Genomic DNA, 24,684 nt, shown 5'->3' on the forward strand with positions numbered 1-24,684 from the left:
CCTGGGAACCGCGCGCTCAAGGGAGCTCTCATGCTGATTCGCCCTATCCTGCGCCGTGCAGCCATTCTTGCCTCGTTCTCACTCGCAGCTTTCCCGCTCCTTGCGGCCACACCCGATACGAACGGAGCCGAGAACACCCACCGCGGCTACTACCGCAATCCGGCCGTGCATGGCGACACAATCGTCTTCACCTCTGAGGGCGATCTGTGGACCGTGAGTTTGAAGGGCGGAACCGCGGAGCGTCTCACCACCGCGCCCGGCACTGAGACGACCCCCGTGATCTCGCCTGACGGCAAGACCGTCGCCTTTCTCGCGGATTACGAAGGTCCGAACGAGGTGTACACGATGCGGATCAGCGGTGGGCTTCCGCAGCGCCGCACGTGGGAGGGCGCTGCTGCGCCCGCTGGCTGGTCACCCGATGGGCGGCTGATGATCGCGACATCGCGCTACTCCACGCTGCCGGGCGACAGGCTGGTGCTGGTGGACGCGCAGGGCAAGCGCGAGATTGTGCCTCTGGCGGAAGCCGCGGAAGGCGCCTGGTCCGCCGATGGTCACACGCTTTTCTTCACGCGCTGGACGAGGCAATGGAGCGAAACAAAGCGCTACAAGGGCGGATGGGCCGAGAACCTGTGGCGCTTCGACGGGACGAATGAAGCTGTGCCGCTCACGGCCGATTACGACGGCGCTTCCGCACATCCGATGGTTGCCAGCGGCCGCGTCTACTTCCTCAGTGACCGCGACGGCGTGATGAATGTCTGGTCGATGAATGCGGACGGCAAGGATGTGAAGCAGGAGAGTCATCAGAAGATCTTTGACGTGCAGTCGGCGTCGCTTTCGGATGGCCACATCGTCTACGCCGCGGGCGCTGATTTGTGGAACCTGGATCTGGCGAACGGACATGACGAGGTCATTCCCGTCACGCTCCAGTCGGATTTCGACCAGTTGCGCGAACACTGGGTGAAGAAGCCGGCGGATTATCTAACCGCCGTGCACATTGCTCCCGACGGTTCCAAGGCCGTCTTCACGGCACGCGGTGAAGTGTTCACCATCCCGGCGCAGAACGGGCGCACGGTGCGCGTGGCTGCTGACTCCGGCGTGCGATTCCGCGAAGCGATGTTCTCGCCTGACGGCAAGTCGATCGTCGCTCTCTCCACGCAGACAGGCGAGGCGGAATTCTGGAGCTTCCCCGCGAATGGCGTGGGCAAGCCCGAGCAGTGGACGAAGGAGGCGAAGGTGCTGCGCAATGGTGGCGTGATTTCGCCTGACGGCAAGTGGCTGGCGCACACCAACAAAGACCAGGAGCTCTGGCTGTTCGATATCAAGGCGAAGACGGACAAGCGCATCGCGCAGTCGATGAACGGCGACTTCACCGACCTGACCTGGTCACCGGATTCGAAGTGGCTGGCCTATAGCGAGAGCGCGGATAACCAGTTCCAGCAGGTGAAGATCCTCAGCACTGATTCGGGCAAGATTGAGACGATTACATCGAACCGGTTTAACTCCGGGAGTCCGGCGTGGTCGAGCGATGGCAAGTGGCTCTACTTTCTCTCGGACCGCGAGTTGAAGACGACGGTGCCTTCACCCTGGGGGCCGCGTGAACCCGAGCCGCACTACGACCGGCCGGTAAAGGTCTACCAGCTTGCTCTGACTGCCGGGCTGCGCTCGCCCTTCCTACAGCCGGATGAACTGCATCCGGACAAGAAGGACGACGAGAAGAAAGAAGAAAAGAAGGAAGAGAAGAAGGACGACAAGTCGGCAGATAAGAAGTCCACGGACAAGGCCGCCGCCGACAAGAAGGACGAGAAGAAGCCGGAGGAGAAGAAAGAAGACAAAAAGGAAGAGAAGAAGGTCGAGGTCAAGATCGACTTCGATGATCTGGCTTCGCGATTGTCCGAAGTGCCCGCGCCTTCCGGCAACTACTTTGGCCTCCAGGCCACGGAGAAGCGTCTGTGCTGGGGCAATGCTGCCGACGAGCGCGGCGAACACATCGCGCTGCAGTGTCTCGACATTGCCAATAAGGGCGATGAAGTGGATACGGTGATGAGCGATGTGAAGGGCTTTGAGATCTCCGCCGACCGCAAAAAGATGCTGATCGCCAAAGGCGACAACTTCTACATCTACGACTCGGATGTGAAAAGTACGAGCGACGCGAAGGCGCAGGCTAAGGCCGCTGTAAATCTCTCGCGCTGGCAAATCAACGTGAATCCGCGTGAAGAGTTCCGCGGCATCTTTCTCGATGCGTGGCGGCTGCAGCGCGATTACTTCTACGACAAGAACATGCATGGCGTGAACTGGTCGGCGATGCGGGACCGCTATCTGCCGCTGGTGGATCGCGTGGCCGATCGCGACGAACTAAATGACGTTATCGCGCAGATGGTCGGTGAGCTTTCGGCGCTGCACACATTCGTACAAGGCGGTGATGCGCGGAAGACCGCCGACCACGTTGATGTCGCTACGCTCGGAGCACAGTTGAAGCGCGACGAAAAGGCCGGCGGTTACGTGGTGGAGCACATCTACGCGCACGATCCTGACCTACCCAACCTCGCACCTCCGTTCGCCAGGCCGGATTCGCTGGTGAAGGAAGGCGAGGTCATCACCTCCATCGATGGCACAGACACGCTCAGCGTCCCGGACGAAGGCGCTCTGCTGCGCAACAAATCCGGCGCGCAGGTTCTGCTGCACGTGAAGGACGCAAAGGGTGATGCTAGAGACGTTCTGGTCACGCCGGTCTCGGCGCGAGACGACTCGCAGCTTCGCTACAACGAATGGGAGTACACGCGGCGCCTGGCTGTGGAGAAGGAATCGAACAACAGCATTGGGTATGTGCATCTGCGCGCCATGGGGCCCAATGATATGGATCAGTGGGCGCGCGACTTTTATCCCGTCTTCGATCGCCAGGGGCTGATCATCGACGTGCGCCACAACCACGGCGGCAACATCGATTCATGGCTGCTGAGCAAGCTGCTGCGCCAGGCCTGGTTCTACTTTGCGCCGCGCGTGGGCAATCCAAGCTGGAACATGCAGTATGCCTTCCGCGGGCACATCGTTGTGCTCTGCGATCACGAGACCGCTTCAGACGGCGAGGCCTTCAGCGAGGGTTTCAGACGGCTCAAGCTGGGCAAGGTGATCGGCATGCGTACCTGGGGCGGCGAGATCTGGCTCAGCTTCGACAACCGGCAGGCCGACAACGGCATTGCCTCGGCCGCCGAGACCGGCGTCTACGCGGACGGCAAGTGGCTGATTGAAGGGCACGGCGTCGATCCAGACATGGTTGTCGATAACCTCCCGCATGCAAGCTACAGCGGTAACGACGCGCAGCTTGAAGCGGCAATCAAGGAGCTGCAGGCCGAGATCAAAGCCGATCCGCGCCCGGTGCCGGCGATCCCGGGGCGGCCGGACAAATCGTTCAAGGGCAGTCAATAGGAAAGCAGGAAATACTGAAAAGAGGGGGCCGACCGGCCCCCTTTTGTTTTAGAGCATCCTTTTGGCATGCCTGCGAATCTTCTCAACGGAACCAACTGAGGAGACCCATGCCCGAGACAGCCGTCCTGCGCAAACAGCTCATTGAGAACCTCAACGGCAGCAACGCTCACGCTGACTTCGCACAATCGATCAGGGATTTTCCCGCGGAGCTTCGCGGCAAGCGGCCCAAGGGCTCGCCGCACAGCCCCTGGGAGGTTCTGGAGCACATGCGCATTGCACAATGGGACATCCTCGAGTTCTCGCGGAACGGTAAGCATGAGTCGCCGAAGTGGCCGGAGGGCTACTGGCCGCCGAAGCCTGAGCCGCCCGATGAAAAGGCCTGGGACCGCAGCGTCCACCAGTACTGCCAGGACAACGACGCGCTATGCAAGCTGATTCAAGATGAGTCCAACGACTTGTTCGCGAAGATTCCGCACGGGGACGGTCAGACTCTCATGCGCGAGGCGCTGCTCGCTGCGGATCACAATGCATACCATCTGGGCCAGCTTGTGCTGCTGCGGCGCATCTTGGGTGGGTGGAGCGGTGAATAGCTTAGTGGCTGTGCGCAATCACCAGACGCTCTGACACGGCTTCGACGATTTGCTCATGCACGTCATCAATGCTGAGATCGCCTTCGATCGCGACCACTCTGTCTGAGTCGCGGTGCGCGATCTCGCGATACTTCTCCCACACGCGGCGGAAGAACGCATCCTGCTCGCCTTCGAAGCGGCTCTCGTCGGGGCCGTTCTTTTCGGCGGTGCGATCGTTACGGCGCCGCGCGCGGTCGAGGCTCTTGTCGAGCGAGGGGAGCAAGAGTAGCGTGAGATCCGGCTGAAGATTGCCGCAGATGAGCCGGTGCATCTCGAGCACGACTTCCGAGCCTAGCTCGCGGCCACCGCCCTGGTAGGCCTCTGTCGAATCTGTAAAGCGGTCGCAGAGCACGGTTTTGCCTGAGGCCAGCGCCGGCTCAATTACCTCTGCAATGGCCTGTGCGCGATCGGCGAACATCATGGCCATTTCTGTCATCGGAGACAGATGTACCGAGCGCGAATCAAGCAGCAGTTCACGGATGCGGTCCCCTGTGGCGGTTCCGCCGGGCTGCCGCGTGATGACTGGCGATACTCCGCGTTTCTGCATCCAATTCGAAAGCCGTTTCAGCTGCGTTGTCTTTCCCGAACCATCGAGGCCCTCGAGCGTGATGAACAGACCGCGTGACATGGCGAGAGTCTACCATTGAGCGCCCCAAGACGATCCTTACCTGCTTGTGATAAAAGACTGGTTTGTTCCAGACCTGCGTAATTCCCCAATCGGAGGTCACGGTTCTATGAGCAGATCCATCCCGGGCGCACTGCTGCGTCTAGGCTTGTTCCTTCTTCTGGCCGGTTCGGTCCTTCCGGCGCAGCATCTCACGCTTGAAGGCCAGACCGGCGGATTCATTACGCCCACTGCTTACGTGGTTCCATCGAAGGACAAACACATCTTCTCCTTCCCCGCCGTTGGCTACCATTTCGTCAACGTTGACCAGGTGATTGGAAACGTTCAGACCTTCAACATCACAGAGGGATTTGCCAACCGCGCTGAAATTGGTTACACGCGCGAGGTTCATTCATTGGGCAATGATCCGCTATTCAGCAAGCTCTGGCACTTTGCGGGCATGAACATCGTGCACGGAAAGGTGGTGTTGCTGAAGGATGGTCAGTTCAAGACGCCTGTTCCCGGCGTGGCGGTGGGTTTCGTCACGCGCTGGGACGATAAGTTCGTTACCGGCGCGCTGGACGAGGCTTTCACCGGCACCTTGAAGAGCTACACGAACGGGGACGTCTACGCCGCGGCAACCAAGACGTGGTTGCACAAGCCGCTGCCATTCCTGGCGAATTTCGGACTGAAATTCACGAATGCGTCAATCTATGGAATAGGCGGCCAGGCGACGCGATTTGGCGGACGTCTTTTCGGCGGGCTCGGTTTCCCGTTGCCAGGACCACTGCATACCGCCATCGTTCCAGCCGCCGGATTCTCGCAGCAGCCGCCTACATCCAAGAACCTGGACGCCATCATGTATCCACCGGGGTCGCGCGCCCATCTGCCAACGACGCTTGATTATGCGGTTCGCATTACCCAGCGCGAAAATCCGCATTTTGCATTCGACGTAGGGATCGGGCAGGTCGCGGGCATGATCGGACAAACGGCGGTGATCGGCCCGGGAGGCACACCCATCGTCATCCCGGTTAACCTGCACGCGCGCAGCGTCTTCGGACTCGGCCTCAGCCTTCGCTATTGATCCCCGTATCTGCGGGACTGAAAACCCTACAGCGCGCAAGGTTTTTTCCGAATTTGACAACTTTCATCAGCAAACCGCGTTCAAACTAAGTAGCTCGGGCAGGCCCTCCGGCCTGCCCGAGCGCTAAATGGGTTCCGCGGCTCTTCTCGTTTTAACAAACGCAATGCCGACGTCGACTCGGCTGGGCCGCTGACACAAATCGAATCGAATGGGCCACTCAATCAGGTGCCCCGTAGAATCTGGCAATCAAAGAAGGGCACAACCGACTCAGGAGGGTTTTTATGCGTCTGTTTCGATCCGCACGCTGGCTGATGCTGGCGCTGCTTCTTTCCCTCACTATTTCGCAGGCTCGCGCAGGGGTATTTGTCAGCGTGAATATCGCACCCCCCGTCCTGCCAGTTTATGAGCAACCCCCTTGCCCTGAGCCCGGCCTGATGTGGTCGCCCGGCTACTGGGCTTACGACTACGACGCGGCCGGCTACTACTGGGTGCCCGGCGCATGGGTGCCGGCTCCTTATGAGGGCGCGCTTTGGACACCGCCCTACTGGGGCTTTGAGAACGGCGTCTACCTATTCCACGCCGGATACTGGGGCCCGCACGTGGGCTACTACGGCGGCGTGAACTATGGATACGGCTACATGGGTGTTGGCTTCGCAGGCGGCGAATGGCGCGGCCACGAGTTCGCCTACAACACGGCTGTTGTTCATGTGAATGAGACAGTCATTCACAACACGTACATCAATAAGACCGTAGTGGTGCAGAACACAGTTGTGAACAACAACCGCGTTGCTTATTCAGGCGGGCCTGGCGGCATCCGCCACGAGCCTACTCCGCAAGAGCAGGTGGCGATGCACGAGCAGCACCAGGCTCCCACTCAGTATCAGCAGCAGCATATTCAGACTGCGCGTACTGACAAGGGCAACTTCTACAACAACAATCACGGCCGCCCGCAGCAGGTAGCGCTGGCCAAGCCTCTACCGGCCGCACACTACAATCCGCCGCCGGCGGCCGCCAACGCTCATGGGAATGTGAACGCCCGCCCTGGCGAAGTAAATGGCAATGCCAACGCGCGTCCCGGTGCGGTGACTGCAAACCCGAACAACCGCCCCGAGTATCGCCAGGCTCAGCCGAACCAGCCCGGCAATCATCCCGAAGCACGTCCTGAGACGCGTCCCACTCCGCAGGGCCAGCCGCAGCCGCGGCCCGAAATGCGTCCGGCTCCGCAGCCGCAGGCACGGCCAGAATCGCGTCCAATCCCGCAGCCTCAACCGCGTCCGGACTCCCGCCCGGCACCGATGCCTCAGTCGCATCCGCAATCGCGTCCTGAACCGCGTCCGGAGCCGCATGCCGCACCGCAACCGCGGCAGGAATCACACCCTGCTCCGCAACCGCATCCCAACTCGCATCCTCGGGAGCCGCAGCGCTAATGCGGATTCCACAGACACGCACGAAGGCCCACGGTTAACCGTGGGCCTTGTCGTTTCGTGAAGAATGAATCAGGCTTCCGCGGGGCGAATCCCCACGGCTTCGATTTCTACGCCGCCATATTGCGGATGATCGTTCTCGCGAATTCGGTACGCCACGTCTACCTGACTGCCGGCGACCAACTGCATTTGCAGGCAGCGCTCTGCCCAGTCCCAGCCCACGCAGCGCGTAGTGCGGCCGCCCGCGCCCATGCTGTCCTGCTGCAGATCGAGCCGGATATGACGATCTTTCATAATGCGCGGAGCCGAGGCAATCCGCGCCCCGCGTGCCATGAAGATCGGCTCCGGGTTGCCGTGGCCAAGAGGCTCCAGCTTTTTGAGCCATCCGGCGAGCACGGAGGTGATGCGGTCCAGCGGAAGCTCTGCGTGAATCCGCAACAGATGCTCTGGCTCTTTCGCGCCCAGCCGCTCTTCCGCGTGGATGTTCAGCCGCCGCCGCAGTTCCGGCAGCGCCTCCGCCGGCATGGCAAAGCCCACGGCAAAGGCGTGGCCTCCAAATCGCGTGAACAGGTCGCCGCAGGTCTCTATCGCCTCGAGAAGAGGGAAGCCGTCCACGGACCGTCCCGACCCATGAGCGATGTTGTCTTCCACGCTGACCACGATGGCCGGTTTGGCGGTGCGCTCCACCACGCGCGAGGCGAGGATGCCGATGACGCCTCGATGCCACCCCTCGCCGTCGACAACAAGCAAGCGACTCGCCGCGAACTCCGCGTCGTCGGCCAGCCGTGAGTCGATGGTGGTCAGTGCGGCGGCTTCGGCTTCGCGGCGCTGGCGATTGAGGGATTCGAGATTCGTCGCCAGTTCCTGAGCGCGCGCGCCGTCGCGTGTGCAGAACAGCTCGATTACCTGCGACGCCACATCCATGCGTCCCGCCGCATTGATTCGCGGTGCGAGCCGGAACGCTACATCGAACCCCGTCAGCGCCTTCGCCGCTGGATCAAGCTGCGCCGCCGAGAACAGCGCACGCAATCCCGCGCCTACCGGGTGCCGCAACTCGCGCAGCCCCAGCGCGGCGATGGTCCGGTTCTCTCCGTGCAGCGGAACTGCATCAGCGATGGTGGCAATCGCCGCCATCTTCAGAAAGCTCGGCAGGGTTTTCTCGCGCGTCCGCGCCGGATCGCGCCGCTCCAGCAGCGCCTGCGCCAGTTTGAGCGCGACTGCCGCTCCGCACAGCGACTTCTCCGGATAACCGCAACCTACCTGATTGGGATTGAGAATCGCGAGCGCATCGGGTGGAGCCTCGGTTGCACTAGGCAAGTGATGGTCCGTGACGATCAGGTCCAACCCGAGTCGTCGAGCAGTATCGGCTTCAGCAAACGCGCGCATGCCCGTGTCCACTGTGATCACCAGCCGCACGCCTTCTGCGTAGGCCTGCTCCAGCACACTCGATTGCAGCCCGTAGCCCTCGCGGATCCGATGCGGTACATGAAAACGCACGCTTCCACCGAGCATCTCGATGGCAGTCTTGAGCAGGACCACAGCCGTGGTGCCGTCCACGTCGTAATCGCCATAGAGCAGGATGGTCTCGTCTGCCGCGATGGCTCGCTCGACGCGCCCCACCGCCTCCGCCATGCCCAGCATGAGCAGCGGATCGTGCAAGTGCCCTACATCAGGATTGAGGAATCGATGCGCCTGGTGGGCGTCAGTGACGCCACGAGCCACCAGCAGCTCCGAAAGCACTGCGGGCAGATTGGCGGCTTTGGCCAGGGCTTCTGCCTGTTCGGTGTGAGGAGGTGCGATTACCCAACGCTGTCGCGGGAACGTCCTTGTTGCCCTGCCTGGAGCCGCCGCGCCTGCTGTTGTTCCCACCGGGATTACTCGTCCTCTTCGTCGCCTTCGTGCGCGTCGTCGATCACGATGTCGTGGAAGCTCTCTACGTCTTCGAGCAGCGACTGGTAGCGCTCGTACCACTCCGTCGTGGTTTCATGCAGAAACACGATCCCTTGGTAGACAAATCCGAGCTGGATGTATCCCAGCATGCCCGCGTACTTGCGCAGCCACTGCGCCTCAACGAGCTCGGTCGCTTCCTCGTCGGGGAAGTTCATTTCGCCGGCTTCGTCAATCAGCGCGTCCAGCTCTTCGCGCTCCAGCGTCACTTCGCTGAACGTGATGAACGGTGATCCAACATGCTTCGCCATCTCGACGAAGTCTTTCCATGCTTCAGGATTCCCTTTGCCGTCCCACAGTACAGAGGAAATGTCTTCAGTTACGAACCCGGGCAAACGCTGCATGCCATGGCCCTCGATGAAGGCCACCATGTCGTCTTTCAGCGCAAGAAGATTGTCTTTGCTCATGGTCAACGCCTTATTTTCGCAGATGGACCCCACCCCACGCGTCCACCTGTGGAAACTTGGACATTTGTCTTCGCCCATGTCCCTCTGTCCCGAAGCCTGGCCTGAGCGAAGTCGAAGGGTCCAGGCGTTTCTGTCCCCTGTAATCTAAGAGGAGGAGATCACCATTGTCCCTTTACGACCACCACGTCTTTGTCTGTCATAACGTACGCCCCGAGGGCGCTCCCCGCCCCTCCTGCACAGCCGATGGCAAGAGCGAAGTGTTCACGCAACTGCAGCAGGCCACCAAGGCCGCTGGCCTTACCAATGTGCGCATCAACAAGTCCCTCTGTCTCGATCAGTGCGAGCACGGCCCCACCATCGTCGTCTACCCTGAGGCGGTCTGGTACGGCTTCGTGAAACCGGAAGACGCGGCCGAGATCGTCGAAGAGCACCTGGTGAATGGCCGCCCGGTCGAGCGCCTGCGCATCGCGGACTCCTGCATCAATTCCAAGGCCTGTCCGCATCGCGGTTAAGACTGCTAAGACTTGCAGGTGTCAGTTCACGAAATACCTGATACAAGGTCCTCGTGAACTGCAACTGCAAGCTGTCGCTAAGCCGTAGAGTGGAAGGTCTGCCAGATGGTCTGAGCCCGCGCATTTTCGCCGGCCTGGGCCGCAGCGCTCTGGCCGAGATCCTGGCCAGGGCCAGACACCAGCGATTCACTGGTGCTTCCGTCGTGATCAACGAAGGCGATGCCGCCGAGCACCTCTATCTGCTCACCAGCGGACAGGGCGCGCATTCGGTCATAACCCGGGATGGCCGCAAGATCCTGGTCTACTGGCTCACAGCCGGGCAGGTATTCGGAGGCATGGCAATGCTCTCTTCTCCCAGTCCCTACGTGGCCAGCACAGAAATGCATACACCTGGTTGCGGGCTGGTGTGGAACCGGCAGACGATCCGCGAGTTCGCAATGCGCTATCCGATCATTCTTGACAATGCGCTTTCTATCGCAGCCACGGAGCATTGCGCCTGGCAATTGTCTGCGCGGATCTCGATCGGGACCGAAGAGGCTTCTGTTCGGGTCGCGCGCTTGCTGGTGTCGCTCGCCTGCGGCATCGGCAAGAGCGTGCCCGGCGGCGTCGAGATTCTGGTAGCCAACGAAGACCTTGCGGGAGCCACCGCGGTCACACCCTACACCGTCAGCCGACTGACAGCGGAGTGGCAGCGAGCCGGGATCATCATCAAAAAGAGGGGACGCATTATTTTGCGCCGGCCGGAGCAGCTTGGAGTAGGCAATGAAGCGAAAGAAGCCACGGATATGAGGCGCTCCGTAGCTTGATTGCCCCAGCGCAACGACACCCATTCTTCTTGATGACAAACTCGAAAGAGTGGTAAAGATGCCCGGGCCCAGTCAATGGCGGTCTTCTGCTGTATCTCCGGCGGTTCTCAAGGGCCGAGTCAGGGGATGTGGAGAACGCTAGTTACTCGCTTCTCATAGCGTGCAGTCTGGACCTGAGCTGTTGTACCTGCTGCACTTCAGGCAGCGCAGTTCACCTTGAGATGCCGGGTGCAGCTTTAGTCCTTCCGCTTAAAGGGTCTCTCGTTTTCGGACTTCGCCGGTCGAACGAGAGACCCTTTTTTTCTGATCGACATTCTGGAATCACACTGCGCGCAGCTGGCGCTAGAAACAGCAATCCCTCCGGCCCGGCTGCGCAAGGCGCACCAGACCGAAGGGATCGACTAACGACTACTACCCACTGACAACAGAATCTAAACGGTAGCCTTGGTGCACAGCTCGTCAAACGCACGCACCAGTTCGCCCGCTATTTGCTGTGCGGTGGCCTGCTCGATGACAAACCGCTGCATCAGGTAGACCAGCTTGCCGTCGCGCATGATGGCGATGGCCGGCGACGTGGGCGGATTTCCGTCAAAGTAGCTGCGCGCCCGCTCCGTGGCCTCGCGGTCCTGTCCGGCAAATACAGTGATCTTGCGGTCCGGCAGATTGGCCGAGTTGGCCAGCGCCATGCGCACGCCGGGACGCATCTTGCCCGCCGCGCAGCCGCAGATCGAGTTCACCACTACGAGCGTTGTGCCGGGCTGGTTGACTGCCGCGTCCACTTCGTCCGCGGTCTTCGTTTCCTGGATTCCGGCGCGGGTCAGCTCCTCGCGCATCGGGATGACCATAATCTCTGGATACATTGAAAAACCTCCGGCAGGGAATGCCTGTCCTTAATTCTACGGGAAACTGCGTGATGTAGCCTTGTTTCAAGATGCGTATAGAAGAAAGTAAGATTCTTGCGCCCTTTACAACGTTCGGCATTGGCGGCCCCGCCCGCTGGTTTGTCGAGGCCCAATCGGAAGCCGACATCCTCGAAGCAACCGCTTGGGCGGACGAGCGAAAGGTCCCTCTTTTCGTTCTCGGCGGGGGTAGCAACGTCCTCATCGCCGACGCCGGATTCAACGGCCTGGTTATTCATATCGCCATCAAGGGAATCGAGGAGCAGGACGTCCGCGACGACCGTGTCCTTGTCCGCGCCGCCGCGGGCGAAGAGTGGTCTGAACTCGTTCAGCGCGCCGTGGAAGAGGATTGCGCCGGGATCGAGTGTCTCGCCGGTATCCCCGGCACGGCGGGCGGTACTCCGGTGCAGAATGTGGGCGCCTACGGGCAGGAGGTGTCCTCGGTTATCACCCGCGTGCGGACCCTCGATCTAAAAGAACGCCGGATGTGCGAGTTCGATGCCGAACAGTGCGGTTTTTCCTACAGGCGGAGCCGGTTCAACACGACAGATGCGGGACGATTTGTGGTTACCCGGGTCGACTACCAGCTTGTCCGGGACGGCGCGCCAACCCTCAAATATCCTGATCTTCAGCATGCCTTTCCGGCCGGTTCAGCACCCTCACTGGTTGAGGTTGCGAAGGAGGTTTGCCGCATCCGCGCGTCCAAAGCGATGGTACTGGCGGACTGCGAACCGGATTGCTGCAGTGCTGGAAGTTTCTTCAAGAACCCCATCATTTCAGAGGATTTAGCGAACCGCATCGAGTTCAAGACCCGCACTGCGCCGCCCCGTTTTGTGGCGGGCGCTGGAAGGGTGAAGATTCCGGCGGCGTGGCTCATCGAGCAGGCCGGATTTCAGCGCGGCTTCTCCATCGGCAACGCCGGCATATCGACGAAGCACACACTCGCCCTGGTCAACCGCGGCGGTGCCACGGCCAGCGAAATTCTTGCTCTTGCCGCGGAAATCCGCTCCACTGTCGAGAAGAAATTCGGCGTGGTCCTTCAGCCCGAGCCGGTGTTTGTGGGGTTCTAACCGAGCCACACGCCTTTGTACTGAGTGATCGGAATTGGGTGTAAGATTCCTCTGTTTCCCCGGTGAGGTCGAGTAGAGAGCGCCGCCATGCGGATCACTCGCACTTCGCTCATCGCTTTCCTCAAGACTCAAGCGGTATACATCGCGTTTTCTATCGTCGTAGCCGGCATCTTCTGGGCCATCGGCGAAGACATCAATCCGCTTACGATCCTCGTTTATTCGCTTACGCTCGGAAACCTGACGATGCTTCCAATGGGTAAGGCGTCAACCCTCTACCTTGGCCGCCGCTTTCCCTACAACTGGCTCGTCTTTCTGTCGCTGCTTTCGGTGCTCCTGCTTCCGGTCTATCTGATCTCATCCACGCTGGTGTGGCTGATCGCCCCGCCGAGTCCGCAGAGCCTGGGCCATTATGTGCAAACGGGCTGGAAGTTCCCCATCCTGATCACCACCGTATTCAGCATCGGATTCTTCGTTTACGAGACAAGCCGGAAGCGATTCGAGGAGCGCAACCGCGAATTAGAGCAGTCTGTGGAGCGGGAATCCGCCAAGGTAGAGTCGCAGAAGGAAGAGCTGCGGCGCGCCCGTGAGATACAGGAGTCGCTGCTGCCAAAGGAGATTCCAAAGGTCGATGGCTTCGACCTTGCGGCGGCGTGGCGCCCAGCGCGGGAGGTGAGCGGCGACTACTTTGATGTCTTCCGGCTCGGCGAAAGCCTCATCGCATTCTGTGTGGCCGACGTGGTAGGGAAGGGCGTCTCGGCGGCGCTGCTCATGGCCAACGTACAGGCTGCAGTCCGGGCCTTTGCCAGCGAACACATCAGTCCGGCCGAGTTGTGCGGAAAGGTCAATCGGCTGCTATGCGAGAACGTGGCGACGGGCAAGTTTGTGACGTTTCTGTTCGGGATTCTCGACTGCGGCGCGCGCCGGCTCGTCTACTGCAACGCCGGTCATCCTGATCCGATTCTCGTTACACAGGGGAAGGCTGCCGCGCTCAACGACAGCGGCGCCGTGCTGGGCGTATTTCCGGCGTGGCAGTACAAGGACGAAGTAGTCGAGCTGGCCGAAGGAGACCGCTTCCTGGTGTTTACCGACGGATTGACCGAGGCCGAAGCGCCTGACGAAGTGGAGTTCGGAGAAGAGCGGATCGCTGATTTCGCCGCGCGCCACAGCAGCCAGTCCGCGATGGAGTTGAGCACATCGCTCCTGGATCGTGTAGACGCGTATTGCCGGTCGCAGTTTCAGGATGACGCCACGCTGGTGGTTGTCGCTGCGAAGTAGTTGCGCCTCACTTTAGACGAACGGCACGATTGCTGAGCCGCGAAGTAATCCGTTCGCGCTCCTGCGCCAGCACCTCTTGCGGCGGGCCCAGCGCGGCGAGACGTCCGTCCTGAAGCAGCGCGACCTCGGCTCCGAGAGCGAATGCATCGGCAGCTTCGTGTGTGGCCATTACGGTCTGCACGCCGTTGTTGCGCAGCCAGACTTGGAGCCGATCGAGCAGGGCATCGGCCGCCGGCCCGTCGAGCGCCGAAAAAGGCTCGTCCAGCAGAAGCAGCTTTGGCCGCACGGCGATGGCACGGGCCACCGCGACCCGTTGTGCTTCGCCGCCGGATAAATCGCGGGGATACCTGTCGTGAAGATCGGACGCCCCCACCAACGCGAGTGCCTCATCGACGCGCCCCATCCATTCGCGCAGATTGTTTCGCGGGCGCACTCCGTAGACGACGTTGCTGCGCACGTTCATGTGAGGGAAGAGCGCCGGCTGCTGGGTTACGAACGCGCAGCCTCGCCGGCCAGGGGCCATGAAGAGCCGAGCGGCGATGTCAGTCAAAATGGTGCCGCCGAACGCAATGCGGCCGTTGTCGGGCCGGTCCAGTCCTGCGAGTAAGCGCAGGAGAGTGCTCTTACCGGCGCCGGAATGGCCGAAGATCACGGTCCATTCGGCCGTGAGCCGGCAGGAGATTTCGAGGTGGAATGCGCCGCGGCGGGCGTCGAGCGCGAACTCAAGCACGGCGACTTCTCCGGAAATCACCGCGCGGGTTGGCCGTCGTATAAATGGCGATCAGAGCCAGCACGCTCAATCCGAGCAGCAGCGCCGCGGTGCGATAAGCGGCTGCGTAGTCGAAGTTCTCGACCTGGTTATAGAGCACGATCGACAGCGTGCGCGTCGCGCCCGGAATGTCGCCGCCCAGCATCAGCACCACGCCGAACTCGCCCACTGTATGCAAAAAGGTGAGTACCGCGGCAGCGATGATCGATCGCTTGGCGAGCGGAACCAGCAGCGTCCGGACCAGCCGCTCCGGGCCGGCCCCGAGCAGACGCGCGGCATCCACCAGGTTGGGTTCGACTGCCGAGAATCCCGCTACGATGGGCTGCACCGCAAAGGGCAGGCTGTAGATCACCGATCCCACCACTAATCCCGAGAACGAGAATGCCAGCGGGTGGCCGAGGACTGCGATGATGCCGCGCCCGAATGCCGTGCGCGGTCCGAGCATGACGAGGAGGAAGAATCCGAGCACGGTTGGCGGCAGTACCAGAGGCAAAGCGGCCAGCGCTTCCACGACCGCCAGCCAGCGCGAGCGCCCTAGGACCAGCAGTGCGCTGAGCGGGATCGCGATGACGAGCAGGATGGCTGTCGTCAGCCCTGCGAGCCGCAGCGTCAGGAAGAAGGCCTGCCAATCCATAGGTTCCTGAACAGGATAAAGCGTGGAAGGCAGTTGCCAGTTCTCAGTTGTCGGTTGTCAGTCGGCCTGTGCGTCTAAGGCACCCGGCGCCCGGGCGTAAGGCCGTACCTGCGCAACTGCTCCTGCACCGGCGCGGACATGAGGAAGACCAGAAACTTTTTCGCCGCGACCCGTTGCTGCGTTCTCGAGACGAGAACCGCGCCCTGCTCGATCGGCGGATACGAATCCGCGGGAATCTCAAAGTATCGCCCATCTGCCGTGAGCCGCGCCGTCTTAGCCGAAGTCAGCGAGATGAGGCCCGCGTCCGCATTCCCCGAATCCACGAACTGGGCGGCCTGCGAGATGTTCTCCGCGATGACGAACTTCGGCTTGAGCGCCTCATACAATCCGAGTTTTTGCAGCGCCGCTATTGCTGCTTTGCCATAAGGCGCACGGTCCGGGTTGGCGATCGCCAGCCGCTTCAACGCTCGGTTCCGTAATAGTTCGACCGACGGCGTCAGGGACCCGTCCTTCCGCGTCCACAGCACCAGGGCGCCCTTGGCATAGACGATCGGCGAACCCGCCGTTCCATCGCCTAAGCCCTCGGCCAGCCCCGCTGCAATCAGCTTCCGCGGATAATCGAGATTCGCCGACAGGAACAAATCGAAAGGCGCGCCGTTCTGGATCTGCGTAGTGAGCGCAGCCGAGGCCTGATACGTGACCTGCGCATTGATCCCCGTCGCCTGCTTGAACTGCTCGACAATCGGCGGCAGCACAGGCTCCAGATCAGCCGCCGCCGCAATGCGAATCTGTTGCGCGGGGAAGGCGGGTGCCGCAAGGATCGCGCATGCAACCAGGATGAGATGACGCATCATGAAAGCTCCCAGCTACAGGCTACCGGCTGACGCCTGATAGCTGACGGCTGTCCTTCGCTGCTAGGCTATCAACAGGCATGAACGACAATCTGCATACATTACGCTGTTTCGGCTGCAGTGCGCGCATTTCCGGCCCTGAGGCCCAGCCGGACTTCCGTTGCGCCGACTGCGGCGATCTTTTTGAGGTGGATTATCCGGGGTGGGCGCACCGCCAGGCCCAGACCCGTCCCAACCCCGGCGCGCTGAAGTGGCTGTGGCGCGAGCGGCGCTGCTCCAGCGAGCTGCTGGACCGCTCCGGCGTATGGCGTTTTCGCGAACTGCTCCCGATTCTGGACAACTTCGGCAACGCGATCACTCTTCAGGAGGGCAACACGCCGCTCTATCAGCTGTCGCGCGCCGGCAAGGCGCTCGGCCTCGATCAGCTTTATGCCAAGCACCAGGGCATGAACCCCTCCGGCTCGTTCAAAGACACCGGCATGACCGCGGCGCTGAGCGTCGCGCGGGAGCGCGGCTTCCAATGGGTGGCGTGCGCTTCTACTGGAAACACCTCGGCAGCGATGGCGGCCTATGCGGCACGCGCGGGAATGCGTAGCCTCGTGCTGATTCCCGAGGGCAAGATCGCATGGGGCAAGCTCTCGCAGGCCATGGACTACGGCGCGGTGACCTGCCAGCTCAAGACCGACTTCGACGGCTGCCTGCGCGTTCTGCTGGAGATCGTGCGCGAGGCGCCGATTTACCTCCTGAACTCGATGAACCCCTATCGTCTGGAAGGGCAGAAGACTCCGGCGCTGGAGATTGCGGAAGCGTTCGACTGGAACGTGCCCGACCACCTCATCGTCCCAGGCGGCAACCTTGCCAACTCGTCGGCGCTCGGCAAGGGCTTCAAAGAGATGAAGGAGCTGGGCCTGGTCGCGCGCGTTCCAAAGATTTCCGTCATCCAGGCGGCGGGCGCGAATCCGCTGGTGCAGTACCTCGGTGCGGGCGTAGGGGCTGAATTCAAGTCGGTCGAAGCGCACACGCGCGCAACAGCCATCCGCATCGGCAACCCGGCTTCGTGGAAAAAGGCGGCGCGCGTAGTGGAAGAAACCGGCGGCTGGTGCCTCGACGTTACAGAAGCTGAGATCGCCATCGCCAAGGCCGAGATCGGCCTGGAAGGCATTGGCTGCGAGCCGGCTTCGGCCGTCACTCTCGCTGGCCTCAAAAAGCTGCGCGCGCAGGGATCGGTGGCCAACGGCGACTCGGTCGTGCTTCTGCTCACCGGGCACACGCTGAAGGATGCCGATTACACCATCGACTTCCATCGCGGAACGCTCCTGCGGCCCGAAGAGGCTGCAGGGCACGAAGCTGTGATTGACGGCTTGCGGCGCAACGCGCGCGTGGTGGATGCGACCCCGAGCGCAGTGCTGGCCGCCATGAAGGACGTGCCGGCATGAGCCAGACCGCCGACAGGATCCGGGTACGGCTGCCGGCGACCTCGGCGAATCTAGGGCCGGGGTTCGACACGGCCGCGGTGGCGCTGGACTTTCACCTGACGGTGGAGGCAGAGCCTGCGGCGGCGTTCTCGATCGCCGCCACGGGCCGCGATGCGGAACGCTGCGGGGCGCTCGAGGACAACCTAGTCATCGAACTCTATCGCACCCTGTTGGAGCGCGAGGGCAGGCCAGCGACGCCCCTGGCCATCCGAATGGAAAACGAGATCCCGCTCGGCATGGGCTGCGGCTCTTCGGCAGCCGGGCGCCTCGCCGCGATTGTGCTGGCGAATCACTTCGGTAGCCTGGGCTGGTCCAGTGACCGCGTTCTGGCTGAGGCGTCCGAGCTCGAGGGCCATCCTGACAATGCCGCTGCCTGCTGGCTGGGCGGATTCGTCGCTTCGGGCACGCAGGGCGGGGAAGTTCACGTTGCTCGGGTGACTCCGCCGGAGGACTGGCGCGCGATAGTAGTGTTGCCCACTGAGCCACTGGCCACCAGCAAGGCGCGTGCGGTGCTTCCGGCCATCTATGCGCGCACCGACGTGGTGATCAATCTGCAGGGTGTGGCCATGCTCGGCCTCGCCTTTGCGCAGGGCAGGGGAGAGCTGCTGAAAGCCGCAATGACGGACCGGGTGCATCAGCCGTACCGCTCTGCGATCTGCCCGCAGTTACCAAAGTTGCTGCCTTTGGCCGGGCAGGAAGGCATTCTGGGAGTTGCGCTGAGCGGCGCCGGGCCGGCAGTACTGGCCATCGTGAATGGCGAGCGCAGTGTCGCAGGGGCTTTCCGCGTCATCTTCGATGCTATGCAGGAGATTCAGCGGCCTGAATTGCTTTTGTGCAGGTTTGAATCTCAGGGAACGGTGGTCGAGACCGGCGTACATGCTTGAGTTTTCAGCCCCGAAGCATCGCGGCTCTGAGCAACTTCGCTGGCGGATTGCTGTATGAAGTTCGGTTAAAGAGCGCGGATTCAGTAGTATCCAAAATGCAAATACCCCATAGGTGATTACTCAAAAGATTACCTAAGATTGCTTGTTTTTCTAGTTCAGAAAACTTAAAGTCTCGTTCGTGGGCAGTTCTGGGGGAGGGCTGCTCTAGCGCCCGTGATTCCTGATGGAATCCGGGCGCTTTAATTTTGGAACCTGGCAGTGTCCACGCTCCGCCACGCCGGTGCGACTTTCCAACAGGCTGCGGCATCCCATAAGAGCAGGCTGCAGGGTTACACTGAACCGGTGCAGTATCAGCAAGGAGGAGCATGGCTGGAGTGGGCGTTTTGGAAGTGACGGATGCGAGCTTTGATCAGGAAGTGTTGAAGAGCGAGCAGCCGGTTCTGGTGGATTTCTGGGCGGGCTGGTGCGGGCCCTGCAAGATGATTGCGCCCGCCGTCGACAAGGTGGCGGAGACCTACGCGGGCAAGCTGAAGGTGACCAAGGTGAACGTGGACCAGAACGGCGCCACGCCTTCGCGATACGGCATTCGCGGCATCCCCGCGCTGCTGTTCTTCAAGGGCGGCAAGGTCGCCGACCAGATCGTGGGCTACGTTGGACAGGACGTGATCGAAGAGAAGGTCCAGAAGATCATCGGATAAGCCCCGTCGGATAAGTCTGAATCCAGGCGAAGCGTAAAGCCCGGCCGCTGCCGGGCTTTGCTGCGTCTAGGCTCTGATGGGTGTCAGGCGGGCCTTAGGCGGGCTCGTACTGCTCGTCGGTTACGTGCTCCAGCCAGTCGACCATTTTGCCATCGAGCTTCTCTTGAATAGCGATGTGGGTCACGGAGGTGGTGGGAGCGGCACCGTGCCAGTGCTTCTCGCCGGGCGCGAACCAGACGACGTCGCCAGGATGGATCTCCTGGATGGGTTCGCCCCATTTCTGCGCGTGGCCGCAGCCGGCGGTGACGATGAGTGTCTGGCCGAGTGGATGCGTGTGCCACGCCGTGCGCGCGCCGGGCTCAAAGGTGACGCTGGCGCCAGCCGCACGCGCTGGCTCAGGTGCCGTGAAGAGCGGATCGATCCGGACCGTGCCGGTGAACCAGTCGGCTGGCCCTTTGCCGGAGGGCTGCGTGCCTGCGGGTTTGATCTCCATGGATCGTCTCCTATGCGGTTCGTGGCGGCCGTCTTTTACAGGCCAGTCATCTTCTCAAGCGCTTCTGGATAACGTTCGCCCTGGATCTTGATTTTCGCGGCAGCTTCGTCGATTTCACGCAGGTCTTCGGGCGTGAGCTCGATGTTCACTGCTCCGATATTTTCCTCGAGCCGGTGCAGCTTGGTCGTTCCGGGAATCGGAACGATCCACGGCTTCTGCGCCAGAAGCCAGGCCAGTGCGATCTGCGCGGGAGTTGCGCCTTTCTCGCTGCCAATGCGCGCCAGCAGGTCAACCACTGCCTGGTTATTCTTGCGGGCTTCGGCCTGGAACCGCGGCAGCCGGCTGCGGAAGTCGTCGCTGCCGAGTTCGGTAGACGCGTCCATCTTTCCAGTGAGGAAGCCTTTGCCGAGCGGGCTGTACGGCACGAGACCGATGCCGAGTTCCTCCAGCATAGGAATCAGTTCCTCTTCGGGCCGCCGGAACCACAGAGAGTACTCGTTCTGCACAGTCGTCACGGGCTGCACTGCATGGGCGCGGCGCACGGTCTGCGCACCCGCTTCCGACATGCCGAAGTGCTTCACCTTGCCTTCCGTAATCAAGTCCTTCACCGTACCGGCGACATCTTCAATGGGCACATCGGGATCGACGCGATGCTGATAAAACAGCTCGATCACATCCACGCGCAGCCGCTTCAGCGAATTCTCCGCGACCCGGCGAATGCGTTCGGGACGGCTGTTGAGCCCTTGCCATCCCGGGCTTCCGTCCGGGTTCAGATTGAATCCGAACTTGGTGGCGATAGCGACCTTCCCCTTGTACGGTTCCAGTGCTTCGCCGACCAGTTCTTCATTCGCGAAAGGTCCGTACACCTCCGCCGTGTCGAAGAAAGTGATGCCGCGATCCACCGCCGCATGCATCAGCGAGATCATCTCCTGTTTATCCTTCGGCGGCCCGTAGCTGAAGCTCATGCCCATGCACCCGAGGCCAAGGGCGGAGACTTCAAGATTGCTCTTTCCTAACTTGCGCGTTTGCATTGCCACTCCTGTGGTGTCACCGCGGTATAGCGGCGGGCCCTCCGCCATGCCGCGGCGGTCTTGTTATTCCGCTTTGAGCGATGCCATATCGATCGAGAAGCGGTACTTCACGTCGGACTTCACGACGCGATCGTACGCCTCATTGATCTTCTGGATCGGAATCACTTCCACATCGGAGGTGATGTTGTTCTTGCCGCAGAAATCGAGCATCTCCTGCGTTTCGGCGATGCCTCCGATCAGCGAGCCGGAGAAGCTGCGGCGGCGGAAGAGCAGGCCGAACACGCCGACCGGAAGCGGCTTGTCGGGCGCGCCGACCATGGTGATGTTGCCGTCGCGCCGGAGCATGTTGATGTAGGCGTTGATGTCGTGCTGGGCGGCGACAGCGTCGAGAATGAAGTCGAAGCTGCCCGCGTGCTTCGCCATTTCGTTCGCGTCCTTCGAGATCACCACCTCATCCGCGCCAAGGCGCTTCGCGTCTTCTACCTTACTGGGTGACGTCGTGAACACAACGGTGTGCGCGCCCAGAGCGTGCGCGAACTTCACGCCCATATGGCCGAGTCCGCCGAGTCCGACAACTCCAACCTTCTTGCCCTCGGTCACGCACCAGTGCTTCATGGGGGAGTAGGTGGTGATGCCCGCGCAGAGCAGCGGCGCGGCTCCGGCCAGGTCGAGGTTCGACGGCACATTCAGCACGAAGTGCTCATCCACAACGATGCTGTCTGAATATCCGCCGTATGTGACCTTACCGGTGTGCTTGTCGGGGAAGTTGTAGGTGAATTCCATGTTGTTGCAGAACTGCTCGAGCCCGGCCTTGCACTCGGGACAGGTCCGGTCGGAATCAACCATGCAGCCCACGGCGGCAATGTCGCCTACCTTGAACTTTGTGACTGCGGAGCCCACTTTGGTGACGCGGCCCACGATTTCATGGCCGGGCACGCAGGGATAGACGGTGGGCATCACTTCCTTCCACTCATCGCGTGCGGTGTGCACGTCAGAGTGGCAGACGCCGCAGAAAAGAATTTCGATTTGCACGTCTTTGTCGGTTGGATCGCGCCGCACGATCGTGGTGGGAGCAAACGGCGATGTCGCACTGGGAGTAGCGTAAGCTTTCGCGTTGTACATGAATCAACCTCGGCCTGTTCGACGCGTTGTTGTTGAGATGCTTCGGGGATTGAACTGATGCGCCGAATCTTGACCCATCAGGAATCCTAATTCCCCTGCGTTCCCGTTGAATGAAGACTAAGGAAAAGGCGCAGAGGAGCGGTATCCTGATCCTGCCGATCTCTTGCCTGATTCTCTTGCTGGCCGCAGATTCTTGCATAGCGGCTCGAATTCAGCGGTATCGTCATAGAAAGAAGGGGGCCGTGATGCGGACGCAGACCAGAGTGGACTCTAAGATCAAGCAGAACGCACGCGTTGAGCAGATTCGCGCTGATCTGGTGCGGAAGATCATGGCGCATTGCAAAGGGGAGGGCATTGCCGGCACTCCGATTCCTGGGCTGATGCTCTACCGGCGCAGCGAGCCAACGGCGTGCACTTCGGCGGCCTACAAGCCTAGCCTGATCGTCTACGTACAGGGAAAGAAGCGGATCAACGTGGGCCAGTCCACGCTGGTGTGCGATGAGACGACTTTTCTTCTCACTTCGATCGATCTGCCGGTAGTGAGCCAGGTCATCGGCGCCACGCGTGAGAAGCCAATCCTCTGCCTCACGCTCGATCTTGAAACGCCCGAAGTGCGGCGCATTCTCAGCGAGCATGAACTGCCGGATTCAGGACAGCCCGCCAGCGCCCGCGGCATGTCCGTGGGCGAAACAACGGCGGAGTTGCTCGATGCCTGTTCGCGCCTTGTGGACCTGCTGGATGCGCCGCAGGACATCCCCTTCCTCGCCGCGCACATCGAGCGCGAAGTCATCTACCGGCTTCTCCGCAGCCCGCAGGGCGCGCATCTGCGCGCCATCGCAACGCTCGGAGAACAGAGCAATCGCACAGCGAAGGCCGTGTCGTGGCTCAAGGAGAACTACGCCAAACCGCTGCGCGTGGAAGAACTGGCCGGCGTCGCGCAGATGGGCGTCTCCACCCTGCACCATCATTTCCGCTCATTGACTGCGATGAGCCCGCTGCAGTATCAGAAGCAGCTCCGCCTTCATGTAGCGCGCGAGCGCATGTTGAACGGCCTGGATGCAGCCAGCGCGGCATTCGAGGTTGGCTACGAAAGCGCCAGCCAGTTCAGTCGCGAGTACAGCCGCTTCTTCGGCCAGCCGCCCATGCGCGACGTGAAGAGCCAGCGCCTTCCCGGCGCCGAACCGCGCGAGTAACAGTACGCTCCCAGGCACGGGAGAAACAGCAAAGGCCGGATTGCTCCGGCCTTCGTTTCAGCTGAGGTTGTAATCGACTAGCAGACCAGCCGCTGCCGGTTGAGCTTGATCCCATCCAGCCGGCCCAGCAGCGTGACCGCGATCTTCTCCGGGTCAAAGAGCCGCTGCGCCATTGCCTGCACCTGCTCCGGCGTCACTGCTTCCACCTTCGCGATGATCTCGTCGGCCGAGAAGAACTGGCCGAAGTAGATCTCCTGACGCGCCAGGTTGGCCATGCGCGAGTTCGAGCTCTCCAGCCCCATCAGGATGTTGCCCTTGAGCTGGTCCTTGGCGCGGGTCAGTTCCTCGTCGCTTAAAGGCTCTTCCTTCAGCTTGCGGAATTCAGTCATGACCAGGTCGATGCACTCCAGCGCCTTGGCCGCCGAAGTGCCGGCGTAGACGCACAGCGTCCCCGTATCGCGGTAGGGGCTCAGGTCGCTGAAGACCGAGTAAGCCATGCCGCGCTCTTCGCGGATGGTTTGGAAGAGGCGCGAGCTCATGCCGCCGCCCAGAACCGTGTTCAAGATCAGCGTGGCGTAGCGGTTCTCGTCGGTGATAGCCGGGGAAGGAACCCCAAGGCAGATCTGCACCTGTTCCAAAGCCTTCTTGTTCTTCAGCAGAATGCGCGCGCTCGATACAGGCGCCGCCAGTTCGGTCAGCGGCTGTCCGCTGTGGAGAGGAGCGAACTGCTTCGCTACCGCCTCGACGAACTCGTCGTGCGCGAGATTGCCTGCTGCCGAAAAGACCATATTCCCTGCGTGGAAACGCCCGGAATGGTAGTCGAGCAGCTTGGGCTGGTCGAGGCGGTTCACTGTCTGCGTAGTGCCCAGGATCGGCTTCCCGAGTGGGTGGTCCTTCCAGAAACTCTGGGTAAAGAGCTCGTGGACGAGCACGTCGGGGTTATCCTCATCGATCTTGATTTCCTCAAGGATTACTCCACGTTCTCGCTCTATATCGCTGGAAGCAAAGACAGGATTGAGGACCAGATCTGATAGCACGTCGAGGGCGATGGGCACGTGGTCGGCCAGCGACTTCACGTTGAAGCAGATGGTTTCCTTGCCGGTGAAGGCATCCAGATTGCCACCGATGGAGTCCATCTCGCGGGCTATGTGCTGGGCAGTGCGGTTGCGGGTGCCCTTAAACACCATGTGTTCAACAAAATGGGAAATGCCGTTGGTTTCGGCGGCCTCGCCGCGGGAACCCGATTTGATCCAAACGCCCATGGCCACGGAACGGAGATGTTCCATGCGCTCGGTCAGTACGATCAGACCGTTGGGCAGCACGGTGCGGCGAAGATTACGCTCGATAGTCATCGTCTACCCCTGTTACAGATTCAATTTTAGGCCAGATGGTGCAAGGGGAATGCTGGGAAGCATGGGGGCTGGTGTCCGGGAGCGGCACCGCCGACTGCAGTC

General features: G+C 61.4%; 23 protein-coding genes. 12 read left to right on the forward strand and 11 right to left on the reverse strand.

What is annotated here, in order from left to right; translation table 11 throughout:
- Positions 1 to 30 precede the first annotated feature (30 nt).
- Both MOP44_RS20795 and MOP44_RS20800 read left to right on the forward strand, forming a co-directional pair.
- Entirely contained in the window at positions 31 to 3,423 is a 3,393-nt protein-coding gene (locus tag MOP44_RS20795) for a S41 family peptidase (RefSeq protein WP_260792320.1), read from the forward strand.
- 107 nt (positions 3,424 to 3,530) lie between these two features.
- Positions 3,531 to 4,013, forward strand: a complete 483-nt coding sequence (locus tag MOP44_RS20800) for a DinB family protein (RefSeq protein ID WP_260792321.1) — start codon at positions 3,531 to 3,533, stop codon at positions 4,011 to 4,013.
- A 1-nt stretch (position 4,014) separates the two neighbouring features.
- Here the strand turns inward: MOP44_RS20800 and tmk are convergent, their stop codons facing one another.
- The gene (gene tmk / locus MOP44_RS20805) at positions 4,015 to 4,680 is read right to left on the reverse strand and encodes a dTMP kinase (protein WP_260792322.1); all 666 of its coding nucleotides are present in this window, start codon (positions 4,678 to 4,680) and stop codon (positions 4,015 to 4,017) included.
- 106 nt (positions 4,681 to 4,786) lie between these two features.
- On the opposite strand from tmk, the gene MOP44_RS20810 reads away from it, so the two are divergent.
- Both MOP44_RS20810 and MOP44_RS20815 read left to right on the forward strand, forming a co-directional pair.
- Entirely contained in the window at positions 4,787 to 5,740 is a 954-nt protein-coding gene (locus MOP44_RS20810; protein ID WP_260792323.1) for a DUF3034 family protein, read from the forward strand.
- 281 nt (positions 5,741 to 6,021) lie between these two features.
- Positions 6,022 to 7,167: a PAT1 family protein gene (locus MOP44_RS20815; RefSeq protein WP_260792324.1), complete on the forward strand. Its 1,146-nt coding sequence runs from the start codon at positions 6,022 to 6,024 to the stop codon at positions 7,165 to 7,167.
- A gap of 69 nt (positions 7,168 to 7,236) precedes the next feature.
- On the opposite strand, the gene recJ is transcribed toward MOP44_RS20815, so the two are convergent.
- Both recJ and MOP44_RS20825 read right to left on the reverse strand, forming a co-directional pair.
- Positions 7,237 to 9,033: a single-stranded-DNA-specific exonuclease RecJ gene (gene recJ, locus MOP44_RS20820; protein ID WP_260792325.1), complete on the reverse strand. Its 1,797-nt coding sequence runs from the start codon at positions 9,031 to 9,033 to the stop codon at positions 7,237 to 7,239.
- Positions 9,034 to 9,038: 5 nt separating this feature from the next.
- The gene (locus tag MOP44_RS20825; protein WP_260792326.1) at positions 9,039 to 9,518 is read right to left on the reverse strand and encodes a hypothetical protein; all 480 of its coding nucleotides are present in this window, start codon (positions 9,516 to 9,518) and stop codon (positions 9,039 to 9,041) included.
- A 164-nt stretch (positions 9,519 to 9,682) separates the two neighbouring features.
- Between MOP44_RS20825 and MOP44_RS20830 the strand changes: the two genes are divergently transcribed.
- Together MOP44_RS20830 and MOP44_RS20835 are read left to right on the forward strand one after the other, a co-directional pair.
- Positions 9,683 to 10,030, forward strand: a complete 348-nt coding sequence (locus MOP44_RS20830) for a (2Fe-2S) ferredoxin domain-containing protein (RefSeq protein WP_260792327.1) — start codon at positions 9,683 to 9,685, stop codon at positions 10,028 to 10,030.
- A gap of 53 nt (positions 10,031 to 10,083) precedes the next feature.
- Complete coding sequence (locus MOP44_RS20835) at positions 10,084 to 10,836, forward strand: Crp/Fnr family transcriptional regulator (protein WP_260792328.1); 753 nt, start codon at positions 10,084 to 10,086, stop codon at positions 10,834 to 10,836.
- 431 nt (positions 10,837 to 11,267) lie between these two features.
- On the opposite strand, the gene MOP44_RS20840 is transcribed toward MOP44_RS20835, so the two are convergent.
- Positions 11,268 to 11,696, reverse strand: a complete 429-nt coding sequence (locus MOP44_RS20840) for a BrxA/BrxB family bacilliredoxin (RefSeq protein WP_260792329.1) — start codon at positions 11,694 to 11,696, stop codon at positions 11,268 to 11,270.
- A 71-nt stretch (positions 11,697 to 11,767) separates the two neighbouring features.
- Between MOP44_RS20840 and MOP44_RS20845 the strand changes: the two genes are divergently transcribed.
- Together MOP44_RS20845 and MOP44_RS20850 are read left to right on the forward strand one after the other, a co-directional pair.
- Positions 11,768 to 12,805 carry a UDP-N-acetylmuramate dehydrogenase gene (locus tag MOP44_RS20845; RefSeq protein ID WP_260792330.1) on the forward strand — a complete coding sequence of 346 codons (1,038 nt, stop codon included), beginning with the start codon at positions 11,768 to 11,770 and terminating at the stop codon, positions 12,803 to 12,805.
- Positions 12,806 to 12,892: 87 nt separating this feature from the next.
- Positions 12,893 to 14,080 carry a PP2C family protein-serine/threonine phosphatase gene (locus MOP44_RS20850; protein WP_260792331.1) on the forward strand — a complete coding sequence of 396 codons (1,188 nt, stop codon included), beginning with the start codon at positions 12,893 to 12,895 and terminating at the stop codon, positions 14,078 to 14,080.
- A gap of 7 nt (positions 14,081 to 14,087) precedes the next feature.
- On the opposite strand, the gene MOP44_RS20855 is transcribed toward MOP44_RS20850, so the two are convergent.
- The 3 genes from MOP44_RS20855 to modA all read right to left on the reverse strand — a co-directional run bounded on the left by MOP44_RS20855 (position 14,088) and on the right by modA (position 16,337).
- Entirely contained in the window at positions 14,088 to 14,810 is a 723-nt protein-coding gene (locus tag MOP44_RS20855; protein ID WP_260792332.1) for an ABC transporter ATP-binding protein, read from the reverse strand.
- Positions 14,803 to 15,483 (reverse strand): molybdate ABC transporter permease subunit, encoded by a 681-nt coding sequence (gene modB / locus MOP44_RS20860; RefSeq protein WP_260792333.1) that lies wholly within the window; start codon positions 15,481 to 15,483, stop codon positions 14,803 to 14,805. Before modB ends, MOP44_RS20855 begins: the two co-directional genes overlap by 8 nt.
- A gap of 74 nt (positions 15,484 to 15,557) precedes the next feature.
- A complete protein-coding gene (modA, locus tag MOP44_RS20865) occupies positions 15,558 to 16,337 on the reverse strand; it encodes a molybdate ABC transporter substrate-binding protein (RefSeq protein WP_260792334.1) in 780 nt (259 codons plus the stop codon).
- A 77-nt stretch (positions 16,338 to 16,414) separates the two neighbouring features.
- Between modA and thrC the strand changes: the two genes are divergently transcribed.
- From thrC to trxA, 3 genes are all read left to right on the forward strand, one after another.
- The gene (gene thrC, locus MOP44_RS20870) at positions 16,415 to 17,770 is read left to right on the forward strand and encodes a threonine synthase (RefSeq protein ID WP_260792335.1); all 1,356 of its coding nucleotides are present in this window, start codon (positions 16,415 to 16,417) and stop codon (positions 17,768 to 17,770) included.
- The gene (gene thrB / locus MOP44_RS20875) at positions 17,767 to 18,693 is read left to right on the forward strand and encodes a homoserine kinase (protein WP_260792336.1); all 927 of its coding nucleotides are present in this window, start codon (positions 17,767 to 17,769) and stop codon (positions 18,691 to 18,693) included. The genes thrC and thrB overlap by 4 nt, the downstream gene beginning before the upstream one ends.
- 365 nt (positions 18,694 to 19,058) lie before the next feature.
- Complete coding sequence (gene trxA, locus MOP44_RS20880) at positions 19,059 to 19,391, forward strand: thioredoxin (protein WP_260792337.1); 333 nt, start codon at positions 19,059 to 19,061, stop codon at positions 19,389 to 19,391.
- A 94-nt stretch (positions 19,392 to 19,485) separates the two neighbouring features.
- Here trxA and MOP44_RS20885 read toward each other — a convergent pair whose 3' ends face one another.
- From MOP44_RS20885 to MOP44_RS20895, 3 genes are all read right to left on the reverse strand, one after another.
- A complete protein-coding gene (locus tag MOP44_RS20885) occupies positions 19,486 to 19,884 on the reverse strand; it encodes a (R)-mandelonitrile lyase (protein ID WP_260792338.1) in 399 nt (132 codons plus the stop codon).
- Between the two features lie 35 nt (positions 19,885 to 19,919).
- Positions 19,920 to 20,915: an aldo/keto reductase gene (locus MOP44_RS20890; RefSeq protein ID WP_260792339.1), complete on the reverse strand. Its 996-nt coding sequence runs from the start codon at positions 20,913 to 20,915 to the stop codon at positions 19,920 to 19,922.
- Positions 20,916 to 20,978: 63 nt separating this feature from the next.
- Positions 20,979 to 22,037, reverse strand: coding sequence for an NAD(P)-dependent alcohol dehydrogenase (locus MOP44_RS20895; protein ID WP_260792340.1), 1,059 nt, complete (start codon positions 22,035 to 22,037; stop codon positions 20,979 to 20,981).
- Between the two features lie 245 nt (positions 22,038 to 22,282).
- Between MOP44_RS20895 and MOP44_RS20900 the strand changes: the two genes are divergently transcribed.
- On the forward strand, positions 22,283 to 23,230 hold the full coding sequence (locus tag MOP44_RS20900; RefSeq protein WP_260792341.1) for an AraC family transcriptional regulator: 948 nt from the start codon (positions 22,283 to 22,285) through the stop codon (positions 23,228 to 23,230).
- A 77-nt stretch (positions 23,231 to 23,307) separates the two neighbouring features.
- Here the strand turns inward: MOP44_RS20900 and MOP44_RS20905 are convergent, their stop codons facing one another.
- On the reverse strand, positions 23,308 to 24,582 hold the full coding sequence (locus MOP44_RS20905; RefSeq protein ID WP_260792342.1) for a M16 family metallopeptidase: 1,275 nt from the start codon (positions 24,580 to 24,582) through the stop codon (positions 23,308 to 23,310).
- Positions 24,583 to 24,684: the final 102 nt, after the last annotated feature.

The sequence above is a fragment of the Occallatibacter riparius genome, assembly GCF_025264625.1.
In the GTDB taxonomy this organism is placed as follows: domain Bacteria; phylum Acidobacteriota; class Terriglobia; order Terriglobales; family Acidobacteriaceae; genus Telmatobacter; species Telmatobacter riparius.

Coding starts and splice junctions, on each gene's coding strand:
- MOP44_RS20795 (WP_260792320.1), top strand. CDS start 31: ATGCTGATTCGCCCTATCCTGCGCCGTGCAGCCATTCTTGCCTCGTTC.
- MOP44_RS20800 (WP_260792321.1), top strand. CDS start 3,531: ATGCCCGAGACAGCCGTCCTGCGCAAACAGCTCATTGAGAACCTCAAC.
- tmk (WP_260792322.1), bottom strand. CDS start 4,680: ATGTCACGCGGTCTGTTCATCACGCTCGAGGGCCTCGATGGTTCGGGA.
- MOP44_RS20810 (WP_260792323.1), top strand. CDS start 4,787: ATGAGCAGATCCATCCCGGGCGCACTGCTGCGTCTAGGCTTGTTCCTT.
- MOP44_RS20815 (WP_260792324.1), top strand. CDS start 6,022: ATGCGTCTGTTTCGATCCGCACGCTGGCTGATGCTGGCGCTGCTTCTT.
- MOP44_RS20825 (WP_260792326.1), bottom strand. CDS start 9,518: ATGAGCAAAGACAATCTTCTTGCGCTGAAAGACGACATGGTGGCCTTC.
- MOP44_RS20840 (WP_260792329.1), bottom strand. CDS start 11,696: ATGTATCCAGAGATTATGGTCATCCCGATGCGCGAGGAGCTGACCCGC.
- MOP44_RS20845 (WP_260792330.1), top strand. CDS start 11,768: ATGCGTATAGAAGAAAGTAAGATTCTTGCGCCCTTTACAACGTTCGGC.
- MOP44_RS20850 (WP_260792331.1), top strand. CDS start 12,893: ATGCGGATCACTCGCACTTCGCTCATCGCTTTCCTCAAGACTCAAGCG.
- modB (WP_260792333.1), bottom strand. CDS start 15,483: ATGGATTGGCAGGCCTTCTTCCTGACGCTGCGGCTCGCAGGGCTGACG.
- modA (WP_260792334.1), bottom strand. CDS start 16,337: ATGATGCGTCATCTCATCCTGGTTGCATGCGCGATCCTTGCGGCACCC.
- thrC (WP_260792335.1), top strand. CDS start 16,415: ATGAACGACAATCTGCATACATTACGCTGTTTCGGCTGCAGTGCGCGC.
- thrB (WP_260792336.1), top strand. CDS start 17,767: ATGAGCCAGACCGCCGACAGGATCCGGGTACGGCTGCCGGCGACCTCG.
- trxA (WP_260792337.1), top strand. CDS start 19,059: ATGGCTGGAGTGGGCGTTTTGGAAGTGACGGATGCGAGCTTTGATCAG.
- MOP44_RS20885 (WP_260792338.1), bottom strand. CDS start 19,884: ATGGAGATCAAACCCGCAGGCACGCAGCCCTCCGGCAAAGGGCCAGCC.
- MOP44_RS20890 (WP_260792339.1), bottom strand. CDS start 20,915: ATGCAAACGCGCAAGTTAGGAAAGAGCAATCTTGAAGTCTCCGCCCTT.
- MOP44_RS20895 (WP_260792340.1), bottom strand. CDS start 22,037: ATGTACAACGCGAAAGCTTACGCTACTCCCAGTGCGACATCGCCGTTT.
- MOP44_RS20900 (WP_260792341.1), top strand. CDS start 22,283: ATGCGGACGCAGACCAGAGTGGACTCTAAGATCAAGCAGAACGCACGC.
- MOP44_RS20905 (WP_260792342.1), bottom strand. CDS start 24,582: ATGACTATCGAGCGTAATCTTCGCCGCACCGTGCTGCCCAACGGTCTG.